This window comes from Chitinilyticum litopenaei DSM 21440 (assembly GCF_000428145.1).
Taxonomy (GTDB): domain Bacteria; phylum Pseudomonadota; class Gammaproteobacteria; order Burkholderiales; family Chitinibacteraceae; genus Chitinilyticum; species Chitinilyticum litopenaei.
Map to the genome: position 1 here is coordinate 52851 of NZ_KE386629.1, position 15744 is coordinate 68594.

At 66.5% G+C, this 15744-nt stretch carries 12 protein-coding genes and 1 pseudogene; 4 read left to right on the top strand and 9 right to left on the bottom strand.

From position 1 onward, the window contains the following. Positions 1–182 (bottom strand): annotated as a pseudogene (locus C515_RS24135) (IS110 family transposase); the annotation flags it as partial. A gap of 280 nt (positions 183–462) precedes the next feature. On the opposite strand from C515_RS24135, the gene C515_RS21700 reads away from it, so the two are divergent. The 3 genes from C515_RS21700 to C515_RS22760 all read left to right on the top strand — a co-directional run bounded on the left by C515_RS21700 (position 463) and on the right by C515_RS22760 (position 3773). Continuing rightward, the gene (locus C515_RS21700) at positions 463–1317 is read left to right on the top strand and encodes an SDR family NAD(P)-dependent oxidoreductase (protein ID WP_051305046.1); all 855 of its coding nucleotides are present in this window, start codon (positions 463–465) and stop codon (positions 1315–1317) included. Continuing rightward, the gene (locus tag C515_RS0116710) at positions 1317–2879 is read left to right on the top strand and encodes an AMP-binding protein (RefSeq protein WP_028456426.1); all 1563 of its coding nucleotides are present in this window, start codon (positions 1317–1319) and stop codon (positions 2877–2879) included. Before C515_RS21700 ends, C515_RS0116710 begins: the two co-directional genes overlap by 1 nt. A gap of 72 nt (positions 2880–2951) precedes the next feature. Continuing rightward, the gene (locus C515_RS22760) at positions 2952–3773 is read left to right on the top strand and encodes an alpha/beta fold hydrolase (RefSeq protein WP_028456427.1); all 822 of its coding nucleotides are present in this window, start codon (positions 2952–2954) and stop codon (positions 3771–3773) included. Positions 3774–3785: 12 nt separating this feature from the next. On the opposite strand, the gene C515_RS21710 is transcribed toward C515_RS22760, so the two are convergent. Both C515_RS21710 and C515_RS0116725 read right to left on the bottom strand, forming a co-directional pair. After that, positions 3786–5054 (bottom strand): glycosyltransferase, encoded by a 1269-nt coding sequence (locus tag C515_RS21710; protein WP_051305047.1) that lies wholly within the window; start codon positions 5052–5054, stop codon positions 3786–3788. Between the two features lie 403 nt (positions 5055–5457). Next, positions 5458–6738: an ABC transporter substrate-binding protein gene (locus C515_RS0116725; RefSeq protein ID WP_051305048.1), complete on the bottom strand. Its 1281-nt coding sequence runs from the start codon at positions 6736–6738 to the stop codon at positions 5458–5460. Positions 6739–6954: 216 nt separating this feature from the next. Here C515_RS0116725 and C515_RS21715 point away from each other — a divergent pair, with 216 nt between their 5' ends. After that, positions 6955–7797, top strand: coding sequence for a helix-turn-helix domain-containing protein (locus tag C515_RS21715; protein ID WP_158380858.1), 843 nt, complete (start codon positions 6955–6957; stop codon positions 7795–7797). Between the two features lie 559 nt (positions 7798–8356). Here C515_RS21715 and C515_RS21720 read toward each other — a convergent pair. The 6 genes from C515_RS21720 to C515_RS0116760 all read right to left on the bottom strand — a co-directional run bounded on the left by C515_RS21720 (position 8357) and on the right by C515_RS0116760 (position 15523). After that, positions 8357–9124, bottom strand: a complete 768-nt coding sequence (locus C515_RS21720; protein WP_051305050.1) for a sporulation protein — start codon at positions 9122–9124, stop codon at positions 8357–8359. 155 nt (positions 9125–9279) lie between these two features. Further along, positions 9280–10311, bottom strand: a complete 1032-nt coding sequence (locus tag C515_RS0116740; protein ID WP_028456429.1) for an FUSC family protein — start codon at positions 10309–10311, stop codon at positions 9280–9282. Positions 10312–10549: 238 nt separating this feature from the next. After that, positions 10550–11554 (bottom strand): TMAO reductase system periplasmic protein TorT, encoded by a 1005-nt coding sequence (gene torT, locus C515_RS0116745; protein ID WP_028456430.1) that lies wholly within the window; start codon positions 11552–11554, stop codon positions 10550–10552. Positions 11555–11658: 104 nt separating this feature from the next. Next, positions 11659–12180: a GNAT family N-acetyltransferase gene (locus C515_RS21725; protein WP_051305051.1), complete on the bottom strand. Its 522-nt coding sequence runs from the start codon at positions 12178–12180 to the stop codon at positions 11659–11661. Positions 12181–12312: 132 nt separating this feature from the next. Beyond that, positions 12313–13794, bottom strand: a complete 1482-nt coding sequence (locus C515_RS0116755; RefSeq protein WP_028456431.1) for a GNAT family N-acetyltransferase — start codon at positions 13792–13794, stop codon at positions 12313–12315. A gap of 262 nt (positions 13795–14056) precedes the next feature. Further along, entirely contained in the window at positions 14057–15523 is a 1467-nt protein-coding gene (locus C515_RS0116760; protein WP_028456432.1) for an alanine/glycine:cation symporter family protein, read from the bottom strand. Between the last annotated feature and the right edge of the window lie 221 nt (positions 15524–15744).

Genomic DNA, 15744 nt, shown 5'->3' on the forward strand with positions numbered 1-15744 from the left:
GCCCAGTGATGCGCGCCCCCGCAGGCTTCCATGCCGACCTGGCAGGGCGGGAGTTTTTTGAAGAAATCGAGGACTTGCTCCCGGCGCAATTTCCGGGTGCAGACGACCTGTTCGTTGGCGTTGACGCCATGAACCTGGAAGACGTTTTTGGCAAGGTCAATGCCGATGCGGATAATGGTCATGATGGGCTCCTCGTTCCGTTTGGACTGGTTGGTGACACGTCCCAGTCTGGCACTTGATGCCGTTTCAGGAGGGAGGAGTCCATCCCATTGGCTTTCGCCGGAATGACGAACTGGACTTTGCTGAGGTAGCTACCTAATCAGGTTATGCTTTGGGCGCGGATTGTCCCGCCGTCCTCCATCCTGATGCCCGAGTGATTCGCGTCACGGTTGCTTCCCCGTTGATGGTGCGCTGCAAAAGGCGATGCGACAATGCCGCATCCTCCCTTAGCCAGGACTCGCCGTGACCGTTGCCGATTCCCCCTTGCGCCGCATGCCCGGCTGGCTGCAGCCGCGCCGCGCCTTTTCGCCGGCGCGCTTGCGGGCGACGGTGGCGGGGCGGCTGGTGCTGATTACCGGGGCGTCGTCCGGCATCGGCGCGGCGTGCGCGCGGCTGCTGGCGGCGCATGGTGCGCGCGTGCTGCTGCTGGCGCGCCGCGAGGATGAGCTGGCCGCGCTGTGTGCCGCCATCCGCAGCGCAGGCGGGCAGGCCGAATATCGCGCGCTCGATCTGAATGATTTGGCTGCCGTCAACGCGTTTGCCGAGAGCCTGACGGCAACGCCGCCCGATTTCATCATCAGCAATGCCGGCAAGTCGCTGCGCCGCAGTGTCATCGACAGCTGCACGCGCCCGCAGGACATCGGCCGCTGTCTGCACGTCAATTTTCACGGCCCGGTGCTGTTGCTGCAGGGCCTGTTGCCGGCAATGCGTGCGCGTGGCAGCGGCGGCATTGTCAATGTGTCCAGCGTGGTGACGCGGCTGCCGCCAGCGCCCTTGTGGTCGGCGTATCAGGCCAGCAAGGCCGGCTTCGATCTGTGGTTTCGTACTGCCGGAGCCGAGCTGGCGGGCGACGGATTGCGACTGGGCTCGCTGTATCTGCCACTGGTGCATACGCCGATGAGTGCGCCCACCGGCATTTATGCGCGCGTGCCGGGGATGACGACGGATGATGCGGCGGCCTGCGTTGCGCGGCTGGTGTGCCGGGGGGATGCGCGGCTGGCGCCGTGGTGGCTGTGGCCGCTGGAAGTGCTGGCGCCGTGGCTGGGGGCGGGCTGGCTGTGGCTGGCACGCCGGCAGTTCGCGCGGGGGCGGCACTGATGCTGGCCAGCGTGCGCGCCGTTTGGCGCATCCGCCATGCGCTGGCGCAGGCCGGCGTGTTTGCACCCGGCTTCTGGCGCGTGTGCGGCTGGCTGTTGTTGGCGGCGCTTCGCGAGGGGCTGTCGCTGTACACCCTGCTGGCGCTGGCCGTGCGGCGTGATCCCGGCGCGCTGGCGCTGATTGATGACGAGGGCGAGCTGGATTACGCCAGCCTGCAGGCGCAAACGCTGGCGCTGGCCAGTGCCTTCCACGTGCGCGGCATCGGCCGTGGCACGAAGGTGGCGCTGCTGGCGCGCAATCATCGCGGCTTTGTGCTCGGTCTCTTGGCTGCCAGCCGCGTCGGCGCCGATGTGCTGCTGCTCAACAGTCGCGCCGATGCGCCGCAACTGGCTGGCTGGCTGCGCCAGTTCAGCCCCGATCTGTTGCTGCTCGACGAGGCGCAATGCGCGCTGCTCCCGCCGGGCTATGCCGGCCGCGTGCTGGTGGCCGACCGGGCACTGGCGCATCCCGTTCCCGGCCTGGCGCACTGGCTGGCAACGCCGCCGCGCGCGCTGGGCTGGCGTTTGCCCGGTGGGCTGACGCTGCTGACCTCGGGCAGCACCGGCGCAGCGCGCGGCATCCGGCGCAAGCCCGATCTGGCACAGGTGGCCGGCGTGGTGCAGGCGCTGCTGCAGCAGCTGGGGCTGGCCTGCGGCCAGCGCACGCTGGTCAGTGTGCCGCTGTTTCACGGCTACGGACTGGCGTCACTCGCGCTGGCGCTGGCCTTGTCGGCACCCTGCATCATCAGCCGCCATACCCGTGGCGCCGCGCTTGCCGGGTTGCTGCGCCGCCAGCGTCCCGACGTGCTGGTGACCGTGCCCACGCTGCTGGAGCGCCTGCTGGCCGAGCCCGACTGGCCCGCGCCCGCGCGGGTGCTCAGCGGCTCGGCACCGCTGCCGGCGGCGCTGGCGAGTGCGACGCTCGCGCGTCTTGGTCCATGCCTGTTCAATCTGTACGGCAGCAGCGAAACCGGCATGCTGGCGCTGGCCACCCCGGCCGATCTGCAGGCCAACCCGGCGTGCGTGGGACGTCCGATCAGCGGGGTGACGCTGCGGCTGTTCGACCGTGCCGGCCAGCCGGTCGCTGCGGGTGAACCCGGTGAAGTGACGGTGAGCAGCGACTTGCTGTTCGACGGCTATCTGGGGCAGGCAGGCCGCGGGCGCGGCGCGTGGCGCACCGGTGATCTGGGGCGCTTCGATGCCGCCGGGCGGCTGATGCTGCTGGGCCGGCTGGATGATCTGCTGATCATCGGCGGTGAAAACATCGTCCCGCAGGAGGTGGAAGAACGGCTGCGCGCGCTGCCCGGTGTGAGCGATGCGGCCGTCGGCCTGTTGCCCGGCTCGCACGACCGGCTGGCCTGCTGGCTGGTTGGCGCGGCGCCGGCGCTGGCCGAACTGAATGCCGCGCTGCCCGGCCACTGGCGGCTGACGGCGTGCTTTGCCGTCACGGCCTTGCCGCGCAATGCCATCGGCAAGCTGCAGCGCCGCCAGCTGGCCGCACCGCCAGCCCAGTCTCAGGCTTGAGAAGCCGGGGGCTGTCATTGCCGTGTCATCACCCTGCGGTGTACTTGCGGGCAAATCCTGGCGGGAATCCCCATGAATCGCGTCTTGCAGTGTGTGCTGCCCCTGTTGGTTCTTCTTGTGCTGAGCGGCTGCGCAGCGGTGCCGACCACGGCACGACAGCCGCTGGCAGGTGGCGAGATCGCCGTGTTCAGTCGCCCGGGCAGTGCGCCGATCGTGGTTTTCGAAGCCGGGCTGGGTGATGGCAAGGCCGTATGGGGGGCGGTGATCGAGCGCTTGCCGAAGGGCCAGGCCGTGCTGGCCTATGATCGCCCCGGCTATGGCGACAGTGCCGCCCGCAACGGCGAGCGCTCGCCCTGCACGATTTCCGCCGAGCTGGCCGAATTGCTGGCGCAGCAGGCCGCGGATGCGCCGGTGATTCTGGTTGGCCATTCGCTGGGCGGGCTCTATGCCTATTGCTTTGCGCGCCAGTACCCGCAGCGGCTGGCTGGGCTGCTGCTGCTCGATCCCACGCACCCGGAGCACTGGCCGCGCATCCAGAGCGGGGCGCCGGAAATGGCGGCACTGGTCACCGGTTTGCGCCATACGCTGTTTACGCCGGCAATGCGGCAGGAATTCGACGAGCAGGCGCTGTGCCCGCAGGCCGCCGCACGGCCCGAGCCGCGCGCCGTACCCACGGTGCTGATGTTCAGCGGCCGGCGGCGTCCGGAAGAGCTTGGCCGCTTCCAGACCGTGCTGGAGTCCCTGCGGCGCGACTGGCAGGCGCGCTTGCCGCAGGCACAGGTACTCACGCTGCCGATGACCGGGCATTACATCCAGACCGAAGCGCCGGAGCGGGTGGCCGCGAGCATCCGCACGCTGCTGGCCGGCGCAGGCAAGCCGCGCCAGCAGCAGTAACGCTAAAGCCGATCAGGGCAGGCGGGCGAGTGCCTGCTCCAGTTCCGGCGCCAGACCCGTGTGTGCCGGGTCAAAATGCCCGCGCAGCGCCGTGGCCTGCTGGCGAAATGCCGGCTGATCGAGCAGCCTGCCCAGTGTGCGTGCCAGCCTTGCCGGGCTGAGGCGGCTCGCGGGCAGGCGCAGGCCGCAGCCCAGTGCGGCGATGCGTGCGCCGTTGTCGAACTGGTCCCAGGCAAACGGCGTGATCAGCTGCGGGATGCCGGCGCGCAGCGCTTCGGCGGTGGTGCCGATGCCGCCGTGATGCACCAGTGCCGCGGCGTGCGGCAGCAGCTGGGCCAGCGGTACATACGGTTGCCACAGCACGCTGGCTGGCAATTCGGCAGGGATTTGCGCGCGCTCGCGGCTCAGCAGCAGCGCACGCTTGCCCAGCCGCTGCGAGGCGGCGAGCGCACAGCTGAAAAAGCGCGCCGCGTGCAGATTGCCGGTGCCGGCGGTGAAGACCAGCGGCGGCGCGCCGTCCGCCAGAAAATCCGCCAGCTCGCGCGGCAGCGGCCGGCCGGCGTCGAGCTCAAAGAGTGGAAAATCGCCGCGCAGCAGCGGCTGCGGCCAGTCGGGCTGCGTGGGCGCGAACCAGTCGGGAAACAGCGCCAGCGACAGATCGGGGGCGTGCGCCAGGTGATCCATGAAGGACGTGACCGGCGCCAGCCCCTGCTCGCTGCGCAGCGTGTTGACCTCGGCCAGCGCCACCGGGTCGATCCAGCCGCGCTCGACAAAGCGCCAGTAGGCGCGCCGCCAGCTCAGGGGAACCCAGCGCGGTACGCTCAGCGGGCCGATGGTCAGCGGGTCGTGGCAGGTTTTCAGGTTCGACGGCGCGAGGATGCCGGCCACCACATGCGCCACCAGCCCCTGCTCGCGGGCGATGGCGGCGGCCGGCACGGCAAACGGGTGGCAGATCACCACGCTGGATGCCGGTGCGCCAAGCTGGCTGATCGCCGTGCCGATTTCGCGCAGACCATCGGCGTAGTTGGCCAGCAGCGCGGCAAACGATTTCTGCGGGTGCCAGATGTCGGGATTTTTCAGCAGCGCCAGATAGTCTTCGTCATTGCCTAGCGCGATGCAGCGCAGACCGGCCGCTTCGACCCGTGCGGCATGGTAGCTGTGCGTGAGCACAGTGACCGTGCGCCCCAGTGCCTGCAGCTGGCGGGCGAGGCTGACAAAGGGGTGCAGATCACCCGTGGAGCCGAGGGTGAGCACGAGGTAATGCGGTCTGGCTTGCGGCATTGGTGGCCTGCGATCTGCGTTGTCGCGATGTCGCTGAGTGTAGTGCTGCAGGGCCAGTGCAGGCTGCGCCGGGATTGCGATTGTGCCGTGTGGCAGTAAGGGCAGGAGGTGTACTTCTGAAGCTTGGCCATGATCAGGAATGAAGTCCCGGATTATGTCTCTGCTTCAGAATCGCCATTCCCGCGGACGCGGGAATCCAGATGAGGGTGTGAAATCAAGCTTTGCTCTGGAGGCCCGCCTTCGCGGGCATGACGAGAAATGGGTTTCTGAAAGATAGACATAATCAGGAATGAAATAAGGGTATATCGCCGTAGCCATTTCGCATAAATGGCTGTGGCGACATACCCGTCAAGTTGCTGCCTGAGGAAGAGCGTTCCGGCCGGTCTGGTTCCGGCCGGGAGGGTTACTTCGCGGCGACCTTGGTCAGCCGCGCATTCCACATCCTGGCGGCTTCTTCCAGCGCGGCCCTGGCCGGCTTGCGGCCTTCGATGGCGAGCTGCATCTGGTCGTTGAACTGCTTCATCATCGTCGTTTCATCGGGCAGCGCACCGGGCGGCAGCATCGGTGTGCGGGCGTATTGCATCGATTGCGCGGCGGCGGCGCGGGCGCGCTCGACCGGGGCCTTGCTGGTGGCGCCGGCGGTGAAGTATTTGTCCTGCAGCGCCTGCGCGGTGGACGGGAAGGTGGTTTCCGTCGTGCGGGCATAGGCGAGCTGGCGCTCGTCGCTGGTCAGGAACAGGCCGAGTTTCACGGCGGCTTCCGGTTTGGCATAGTTCTTCGGCACCACAAAGCTCATCAGCCAGGCGCCCATGGCCATCTTGCCGCCGGCGACCGGGAAGGGCATCACGTCGGTCTTGTTGTAGACGGCGTTGTTGTCGATCTCGACACGCTTGAGCGCGGTGGGCGAGGTGGTCATCATCGCCAGCCTGCCGGAGGTGTAGGCGGCGATTTCCTGTTCGTATTCCAGGCGGAAGCTGTCTTTCGGAATCACGCCGCTGCGGTACAGCTCGGCAAACTGCTCGACGGCCTTGACGTGCTCCGGCCCGGTAAACACGGCCTGGCCTTTGTCCACGATGGGCAGGCCCAGGTACATGAACCAGCGCAGCATGCCGCCGTCACCGCTCTTGGTGGCGAGCTTGGGCGAGAAGGCCGCGACGCCGGTTTTCGCCTTGATCTGCTTGGCCTGGGCGATGAACTGCTCGAAATTCTGCGGCTGGCTGCTGATGCCGGCCTTGCCGAAGACATCCTTGTTGTAGGCAATCACCGACACGCTGTTGTAGAACGGCAGGCCGTAGAGCTGCTGGTTCACGGTGAGGTCGTTCAGCGCCACCGGCAGGTAGACCTTGCGCTGCGCGCCGACCAGTTTGTCCAGCGGCTGAATCGAGCCCTTGCGGGCGAATTCGTGCGTCCAGGGCACGTTGAAGTTCACCAGCGCCGGCGGCGTGCCGGCGGCCATGGCGGTGATCAGCTTTGGCTGGATCTGGTCCCAGTTCATGTCCACCCATTTGGCTTCGAGATCGGGGTTGCTGGCGTTGAACTGTTTTACCGATTCTTCGAAGTAGGGCGCGAAGCTGGCCAGATTGAAGGTCCAGAACTCGACCGGGGTTTTCTGGGCGTGCGCGAGGCCGCTGGCCAGCAGGGCGATCAGGGGCAGGCAGGTGGCGAATTGGCGTGGGTGCTTCATTTGAGGTCTCCGCATGGGCAAGGCAGGAATGGGATGCTCCGGCAAGGCAGCCGCTGCATGTAATGGCATTTCCGGCACTACATGTGCTGCATTGTCGGGAAACGCCCGCCACAAAACTCCTGCTTTGGCTTGTTTTTCTCCATGATCGGCTTGCTCTTGCTGACGACAGTGTGGCAGTTTGCTGAAATTGTTGAGTTGCCACCTGCGAACCAGCCCATGCCCTTTCGTGAATGGATCACCAATCCGCGCCACCAGCCCTGGCACTACCAGCAATACATCGTGCCGGAGATCCCGTTTCGCGTGCATTACCACCCCGAATTCGAGCTGACGCTGACGCGCAATGCCTGCGGCTTGCGTTATGTCAGCGGCGAGATGGCGCGCTTTGACGGGCCGGATCTGGTGCTGGTGGCGCCCAACGAGCCGCACAGCTGGCAATCGGCGCGCAACACGGATGGCAGCAGCCAGCAGTTGCAGATCGTGTTTTTCAATGCCGGCTGGCTGCAGACGCTGGCCGAGCAGGGCCTGCCCGAGCTGCGGCAGATTTGCGGCTGGCTGGCGCGCGTGCGCCATGGTCTGTGTTTCAGCCCTGCGGCCATTGCGGCCGCGCTGCCGCTGTTTGCCCGGCTGCACGAGGCGCGCGGGCTGGAGCGCGTCAATCTGCTGTTCACGCTGTTCGCCGCCCTGCAGCGTGATGAGGGCGCCCAGCCGCTGGGCGACCCGCTGGCCCGGCAGGTGCCCGACGCGCGCATCGAGCTGGCGCTGGCGCATCTGCAGGGGCATTACCGGCACAAGGTGACGCTGGCCGAGGTGGCGGCGGCCGCGCGCTGCAGCGAGGCGACGCTCAAGCGCCTGCTGGCCGAGAAGCTGGGCCAGAGCGTGACCGGCATCCTCAATCAGCTGCGCGTCACGCATGCCTGCAATCTGCTGATCGGCAGCAAGCAGAGTCTGGACAGCATCGCCGCCGACAGCGGCTTTCCCAGCCCCAGCAATTTCTACCGCCTCTTCGCGCGGCAAACCGGCCAGACCCCGGCCGACTACCGGCGCAGCCGCCGGGTTTGAGGAGGATCGTGGTGGCGGCCTGCTGCTGCAGAGCGGCTGATGCTACGCGGGACTTTGGCGCAAGCACCGGGCTGGTCTGCAAGACTGCCCGACCAATGCTTTACCTGATGGTGTTGTTCTTTCAAGAGGCAAGGTTTTCAGCGCATGCGGCGCGATGTGTTGCATGCCGGGGGTGCCCGGCGGCACGTCAGGGGGCTTGTCTTGCCAAGCCCCCCGACACCCCCAAGGCGCGCCCGGCCAGCCGCCCCGCTGCGCGGGGTTCCTTGCGATGCTCGTTTTTCCGGGGACGCGGGACAACTCGGGCTTCGCCCTCAGACACGTCCCGCGCCTGATCCCGGAAAAACTGCGCTTCTCTTCAGGGCTGGGCGTGCTAAGCAATGCCGTTGTTTCTCGGACTTCCTGATTGGAAAAACATAATCGTGAAACCATGAATCAACAAAGGCAAAGCGGCACAGCGAAAACCTGCGCCGAACAGGCGGCATTGTCGCGCTTGTTGTCCGGTCTGGTTTTGCACTGTGCCGCTGCGGGGATATGGCTTGGGGCCGGAAGGTCGTGCCAATCAGCCCAGGCAGCTGCGCAGTTGCGCGTCCCAGTTGACCGTCTGCCAGTCATTGCTCATCACGAAGCTGCGGTAGCTGTCGCCACGGAAGCGGCGGTCGATTTCCACCAGCACATGCACGCCTTCCGGGCGCGGGATGCAGGTGATTTCCACTTCCTGCACGCTGGAGAAACCGCCCTGCACGGGGCGGAATTCGAATTCCTGATAGCAGCCCAGCGTGCTGGTGACATGGCCGATGCGCGCGGTGCCGGCTTCGACATCGGTACTGGCGTGCGCATAACCGAGGCGGGCCATGGCGGCGATCAGCGCCTGCATCTGCGGCAGCGGCTGTACGTCCAGCCAGTCGCGGTCGCTGGCGTCCACGGCGCTGGCGATGGCCAGATCGGTGTGAATCCAGACGGCGGCGCGCACCTGCGGCGCCCAGGGGCTGCCGGGGCTGGCCAGCGCCTGCGGGTTGTTGACCGGGGTTTCCAGCGGCAGCGGCAGGGCGAAGGGCAGGCGGATTTCCTGGCCGGCGGCGATGCGGGTACTGCCGGCGGCGCGAAAGCTCGCCAGCGGCCGCGCGACGCGCGCTTCGTGGTCGCCGCTTTCGGCTTCCACTTCAGCCATCAGTACCAGGTCAACGTGCTCGATGGTCTGTTCGACACTGCCGCCCTTGATCTGCACATGACCGCGCAGCGTGTCGCCGGGGCGCAGGCTGGGGTTTTCGAGGACGGTATCGACTTCGGCGCCGCCAACACCCATGGCGGCAAACAGTTTCTTGAACATCTCATTTCTCCAGTGTGAGGCGAGTAATGCGGGGTATATGGGGCGTGCCTTTATGATTTAAAGGCCTGCAGGCAATAGGTATGGCTGTATCAGCTGATCGCGCAGCCGCAGCGCCGCATTCGACGAATGCGCCCGGCAGAGGTTCCCGGTGCGTCTCAGTCTGTCGCGCCGGCGCGCCAGGCCAGCAGGCGCAGGTAGGCAAATCCGGCCAGGCCGGCCACGACGGCGCCCAGCAGCGTTTCCAGCGCGCGGTACTCGATGGTGACGAGCGCCTCATGACCATGCAGGCCCAGGAGGCCGAACAGCATCATGATCAGGAAGGTGGCGTTGGCCGCCAGCCAGGCCATGCCGCTGGCAAACGCGAGCGGCAAGAGGCAGATCGCCAGCGCCGAAAGCGCGGCATACACCAGCACATCATGGCTGAGCAGGAATACGGCCAGTGCGAGCAGCGAGGCGAACAGCACGCCGCAGACGCGCTGCCACACCAGCAGCAGCGTGCGTTCGTGATCGGGGCGCAGCACCATCAGCGTGGTCATCGCGGGAATCGCCGGGTGCAACAGCTGCAGCCGGCTGGTAATGACGAGGCTCAGCAGCACCGCCAGCATCATCACCACGCCGAACAGCCAGCCGACAAACTGGCCCGAGCGGCCACGCTGCCAGTCGGCGCGCCAGAACGGCGCGGCCGGAATCGGTGTGGGGTTGTGTGCGCGTGGCGCAAACAGCGTGCTCAGCGCAATCGTCCACAAGGCGCCGCCGAGCAGCCAGGGCAGCAGCGCCACCGGCAACAGGATGGGCACCTTGCAAAACAGATAGCCCAGGCCGATGTTGCGCAGGTGCATTTCCAGCGCCAGCCCGGCATTGAAGGCCGCACCCAGCATCACGAAGCCGGCCACGCCCAGCCACCAGGCCGGCGCGCTGGCGCTGCTGACCAGATAGCCGGCCGCGCCACCGGCCAGCAGGCAGGCCAAGCCGACCAGCATGTTTTCCATGCGCTCGCGGCGGCGCTCGCCCATGTCCAGCAGCAGCATGTAGAACACGCCCAGCCCGAACAGCGCCATCGCCGGCCAGCGGCCGCTGCTGCCCAGCACCAGCAGCGGCAGCATATAGGCCAGCACGATCAGCAGCACGCGCTGGCGCTGCCAGGGACGGCCATCGGGACGAAGGGCGGCAAGCAGCGGTGGGGGCATGGGTGATCAGGGCATTGGGCGGGAGTGTCCTTGAGTGTAGCGGCTTGGCGCACGATTCTCTGTGGACAATTTCCCGGAGGGCTGCAAGCACGGCGCGAGTACCCCAGCGGCTTGCAGGGCCGCAATCGGCCTGCCAGCCTGCGCCCCTGCAGAGCCACGGCATGACACACGCATTTCTGTGCAGTACGCCTGGTGCCCGGGGCTTGGCGCAGGCGTGAAGAAGCCCGTCAACGGGCTCTCAGGGCATGGGCCTGGTTTCAAGGCGTACGCCGTCGGGAGGCAAGAGCCGGCGCCGGTCGAAGCCTTTCAGGCTGGATGGGGTGAGCAGTTGGGTGACCGGATTGACCTCCTGCGCGAATTCGCGGCCTTCAAGCTGGCGTACCGCGAGGTCGACGGCAATGCGCGCCTCGATCACCGGGGCGTTGACGGCGACCGCGTCGAGCTGATTCTGCTGCAGTGCGCCGATGACCGCTTCGTTGCCGTAATAGGCCGCGACCGGCACGCGCAGTGCCGGGTTCGCCCTGAAGAGGCGTGTCGCGGCCTCGGCCGCCGGGGCGTTGAGCAGCAGTACGTCGGGGTGCTGCTTCAGCAGCCCGCGCAACAGCGTCATCTGCTGGCCCAGTTCCGGGCTGGCATAACCGCCGTGCAGCAGCACGGCCGGCGCGTCCTGCAGCGCTTGCTGCACGCCGTCTTCAGCGGCATCGACCCAGTCGGCGCCGCGCGGGCCGGGCAGCCAGCCAATTCGCAGCAGCAGGTAGGCGCCAGCCTGCCTTGCCATCTCTTTCGTGCTGCTGCGGACATGGGCACTGATGCCCGGCCTGTCGATGCCATTGCTGAGATCAATGACCGGTATGCCGAGCCGGTTGGCACTGGCCAGCTCGGCATCCAGCGCGCTGGCATCGATTGCCGCCAGCAGGATGGCGTCGGCCTTGCTGCGCAGGCAGCCGGCGAACTGCTCGCGCTGCCGGGCCTGATTGCGGTAGTCGCCGGCCTGGTAGATGCCCAGCTTCACGCCCTGGCGGCGCGCTTCTTCGTCCAGCCCCCAGGCCACGCCCCACCAGAATTTGTCCTTGCCGTGTGGCAGCAGCGCGCACAGCCGCCAGGGCCGGCTGGCGCCGGGCAGCGGCTCGTAGCGTTGCGGCTTGCCGTCGGCGAGCACGTCGACGGGATACCAGGCCTGCGCCGGTTGCAGGTGCAGCGCGAGCCAGAGCAGCGTCAGGATGCGGACGAAAATGGGTCTCATGCTCTTCATGCTAGTCCGTCGCCCGCGATCCGCGCGCTGACCGCGCGGCCGGCGCATCGTCCGGCATGGGAGGATGCAGCTTCTTGCCGCTTTTCGCCGGGTATTCAGTTGTGGCTGATTGTGTGAAAGGGCTGTGTGCTTATGGGGGGGGTGGGTATCTGCGAGGTGTCTGCCAGCGCCAGCCGGTAAATGCGCGTGGGCTGGCCGCTGAACAGATCATAGCCATCCTCGATGCGCTGCCAGCCGTAGCGCTCGTAATAGCCGTCGTGGTCGGTATTGATGTAGGCGGCGGCAAAGCCCAGCGCCGCGGCATCCCTTGCGGCGTGCGCGATCAGCCGGCTGCCGAGTTGCTGCCCGCGCTCGGAAGGGTCGACGAAGATGCCGCAAATCCACGGCGAGAGATCGCCCCGGCTGACGAAATCCGCGCTGATCAGCCCGCAGCAGCCGACGATGCGCTCGTCTTTCAGCAGCACGTAAAAGCGCGGCAGATGCGGCGCGCTGTCGGACGCGTGGCGCATGGCGTCGTCGAAAAAGGCGAAGTTGTCCGGCCCGCCCCACTGGCCGTGGTAGTAGCGGATGGCTTCGTCCGGATTGTGGTGCTGCTTGAAATTGATGATGCGGTACATGACGTTTCTGGCGATTGACCCGGTCTCGGGTAGAGGGAGCGAGCTTGCTTAGCGATCTGCACGGCTTCGCGAGCAAGCTCGCTCCCACGGGGTTCAGATTTCCGCTGGCCGGATCGACAAGCGGCCAATCGGTCAGGCGGTTTGCGGTGCTGCCAGGCGGGCTTCCCAGGCCGCGCGCAGTTCGGCGTAGGGCACGCCGGCTATCAGCAGACCGTCGAGCCGGCCGCCCTCGATGCGTGCGTCGCGCAGATCACAATCGACGAGCCGGGCGTCGCGCAGCTCGCAATCCGCGATGCTGGCGCTGCCCAGATCAACACGCTCCAGCCTGACCGGAGCATGATCGTCGTGCCAGCCACGGGCGAGATCGTGCAGGTAGGCGCCGCCCCACGAGGCATGGCAGAGCTCCAGCCCGGCCAGTCGCGCATCGCCGATGCGCAGGCCCGTGACATTCACATTGTGAAAGTGCGCGTCGATCATGGTCGAATTGGCAAGCCTCAGGCCCGGCAGGGCGCAGTCATAAAACAGCGCCTCGTTGAGCAGGCTGTCGTGCCAGTAGGGCTGTGCCAGTGCCACGCCGGAATAATGCCCGGGCTGGGGCTGACTTTCGCGGCGTTGCCGGCGGAAATAGCGGAATGCCGCGTCGCAGCCGGTCTCCTGATAGCCGCAGCGCAGGTAGAAACGCCGATTGTCTTCGCTGCGCAGGCTGGTTCCCAGATTCCAGCAGTCCACCTCGGGAAACTGCGCATCCAGTGCGGCCAGCGCCTGCTGGCCCAGACCCTGCTTGCCGAGTGCCGGATCAATGAATAACCAGGCGATGTAGCCCTCGCGACCGTAAGGACCTTCGACACAGACCGCGCCAGCCATCACGCCGCCCGCCTCGATGACCAGATAGTGCGCGCTGCGGATCAGGTAGCGGATCAGCTCGGGTGAATCATGGCCGCCGGGGCCGGCGGCAGCGCTGGCGTCCGGATTCCAGGGGCCCCAGCGCCGGGCGTGTTCGCGATAGGCTGCGGTCTGGAGTGCTGCCAGCAGTCCGGCTTCGCTTTCGCGTGCCGGGCGCAAGCGCACCGGAAAGCGGCGCGCCAGTTGCGGGCGCGGCAGCACGAAGAAATCGAATTCACCGTCATCGGGCAGGGTCGCAGTGCCGCGCGGCAGGAAACCGGCGCGCGTCACCACGCCGCGTGACGCGGCATGCCAGTCCTTGACGATGGCGACAATGGCCGGCAGGTCAGGGCATTGGGTATGCAGCTCGGAGCAAGCAGCAATAACGGCCTCGGACATATACCCTTGCCTGCGATGGTCGCGCGACAGCGCGTAGGCCACTTCGGGGAAGGGCGAGTCCAGCCCTTCCTTCGGCCACAGTCCCACCCAGCCGATCAGCTCACCGGAAGCGGTCAGGCACACCGCGTACAGCCAGGCAGGCTTCTGCGGATCAAACTGCGGGTAGTTGTCCTGCCACCAGTGCAGATAGTCCTGCAGCTGCGCGGCGCTCATCGCCCAGTCGGGCAGGATGTCGGTGATTTCCGGCTGGCGGGTCAGCGCAAACAGCGCGTCGAAGTCAGCGGGGGTAAAGCAGCGCAGCGTCAGCCGCGCGGTGGTAAGCGAAGAGCGCATCGGTATTTCCATGACAAAAGAGTGAACAGGCCCGTCCGCGCCGCTTGTCGAGCGCAGGGAGAATCGGGCGATGGGCAGCCGGCACCGGCTTGCAGCGGCAAGGCGGTGATGCAGGCGGCGGAGTGTTCAATCAATTCGGCACGGGATGCTCGCAGGTCGGAGGGGAACACGCCTGCGGTGGATACGACAACACCGCAAGGCTGCCGGCATGATGCCAGTGCCTTGCGGTGCCGGTTTGTCGGAAATTGCGTTTTCTGACCGCTTACTTGCGCGGGTCGCCCTCGTCGACCAGATTGTCGGCGCGCTCGACCCAGTAATCGGCATTCTGGATACCCAGCGGGCGCGGGTCGAATTGCGGTTCGATGCCTTTCGCCTGCTGGGCTTCGTAGTCGTCCAGTGCCTTCAGTGCCGGCTTTTGCAGCATCAGGATGGCGACGATGTTCAGCCAGGCCATCAGCCCGACGCCGATGTCGCCCAGACCCCAGGCCAGATCCGAGGTGCGCACGGCGCCATACACGACGGTGGCCAGCAGCATCACCTTCAGCAGGAAGAGCGCCGTGCCGCTGCCGGCGTGCTTTTGCACCAGATAGGTGAGGTTGGTTTCGGCGATGTAGTAGTAGGCCAGGATGGTGGTGAAGGCGAAGAACAGCAGGGCTATCCCGACAAAAATCGCACCAAAGCCGGGGAAGATGCTCTCGACCGCCGACTGCGTGAAGCCGGTGCCGGCCTCGATGCCGGGCAGGCCGCTGAACAGGAAGCCGCCGGCCGGATTGGCGACGTTGTACTTGCCGGTGATCAGGATCATGAAGGCGGTGGCCGAGCAGACGAACAGCGTATCCACATACACGGCAAAGGCCTGCACGATGCCCTGCTTGGCCGGGTGGCTGACTTCGGCGGCGGCGGCGGCATGCGGGCCGGTGCCCTGGCCGGCTTCGTTGGAATACACGCCGCGCTTCACGCCCCACTGGATGGCCAGGCCGATCATCGCGCCGAAACCGGCGTCGAAGCTCAGCGCCGAGCTGACGATCAGGCGCAGCACTTCGGGCAGGTCACGGATGTGCAGCGCGATCACCACGCAGGCCATCAGGATGTAGCCCAGCGCCATGAAGGGCACGACGATTTCGGCAAAGCGCGCGATGCGCTTCACTCCACCGAAAATGATCAGCCCCAGCGCGATCACGATGCCCAGTGCGCTGGTGGCCGGCGTGATGCCGAAGGCGTTGTTGAGGCCGCTGGCAATCCCGTTGGCCTGCATGCCGGGCAGCAGCAGACCGCAGCCGAGGATGGTGGCCAGGGCAAATACGACAGCGTACCAGCGCATGCCCAAGCCCCGCTCGATGTAGTAGGCCGGGCCGCCACGATACTGGCCGTCGACATTGGTCTTGTAAATCTGCCCAAGGCAGCATTCGACATAGGAGGTGCTGGCGCCCAGAAAGGCCACCATCCACATCCAGAACACCGCGCCGGGGCCGCCAAAGGCGATGGCGGTGGCCACGCCGGCGATATTGCCGATGCCCACGCGGCCCGACAGCGTCATCGTCAGCGCCTGGAAGGACGACACACCCTCGTCGGAGGCCTTGCCGTCAAACATCAGGCGCACCATCTCGCGCAGGTGGCGCACCTGCATGAAGCGGGTGCGGATCGTGAAATACACGCCCACGGCCAGACACAGATACACCAGTGCCGGGCTCCAGACGTAGCCATTGATCAGGTTGACAAGGTCTTGCATGGGCGACTCCCCCGGAATTGTTATGGTCTTCCTGGGGGCATTCTGTGCTGGTGTCGTGCAACTTCCTATCAGGGATGTCGGCAAGGTGGCGACATCGCCGGACCGGATTGGCAAGACTGCCCAGCAGAACCCGAATTAAGCACAGAGGCACAGAGATCACAGAGCAAAGCGGGAGCAAACCATCGGCATTGCTCAGGATTTTGCTTCCTCTGTGCCCTCTG

Coding starts and splice junctions, on each gene's coding strand:
- C515_RS22760 (WP_028456427.1), top strand. CDS start 2,952: ATGAATCGCGTCTTGCAGTGTGTGCTGCCCCTGTTGGTTCTTCTTGTG.
- C515_RS21715 (WP_158380858.1), top strand. CDS start 6,955: ATGCCCTTTCGTGAATGGATCACCAATCCGCGCCACCAGCCCTGGCAC.
- C515_RS21720 (WP_051305050.1), bottom strand. CDS start 9,124: ATGTTCAAGAAACTGTTTGCCGCCATGGGTGTTGGCGGCGCCGAAGTC.
- torT (WP_028456430.1), bottom strand. CDS start 11,554: ATGAGACCCATTTTCGTCCGCATCCTGACGCTGCTCTGGCTCGCGCTG.
- C515_RS0116710 (WP_028456426.1), top strand. CDS start 1,317: ATGCTGGCCAGCGTGCGCGCCGTTTGGCGCATCCGCCATGCGCTGGCG.
- C515_RS21725 (WP_051305051.1), bottom strand. CDS start 12,180: ATGTACCGCATCATCAATTTCAAGCAGCACCACAATCCGGACGAAGCC.
- C515_RS0116725 (WP_051305048.1), bottom strand. CDS start 6,738: ATGAAGCACCCACGCCAATTCGCCACCTGCCTGCCCCTGATCGCCCTG.
- C515_RS0116755 (WP_028456431.1), bottom strand. CDS start 13,794: ATGCGCTCTTCGCTTACCACCGCGCGGCTGACGCTGCGCTGCTTTACC.
- C515_RS0116740 (WP_028456429.1), bottom strand. CDS start 10,311: ATGCCCCCACCGCTGCTTGCCGCCCTTCGTCCCGATGGCCGTCCCTGG.
- C515_RS0116760 (WP_028456432.1), bottom strand. CDS start 15,523: ATGCAAGACCTTGTCAACCTGATCAATGGCTACGTCTGGAGCCCGGCA.
- C515_RS21710 (WP_051305047.1), bottom strand. CDS start 5,054: ATGCCGCAAGCCAGACCGCATTACCTCGTGCTCACCCTCGGCTCCACG.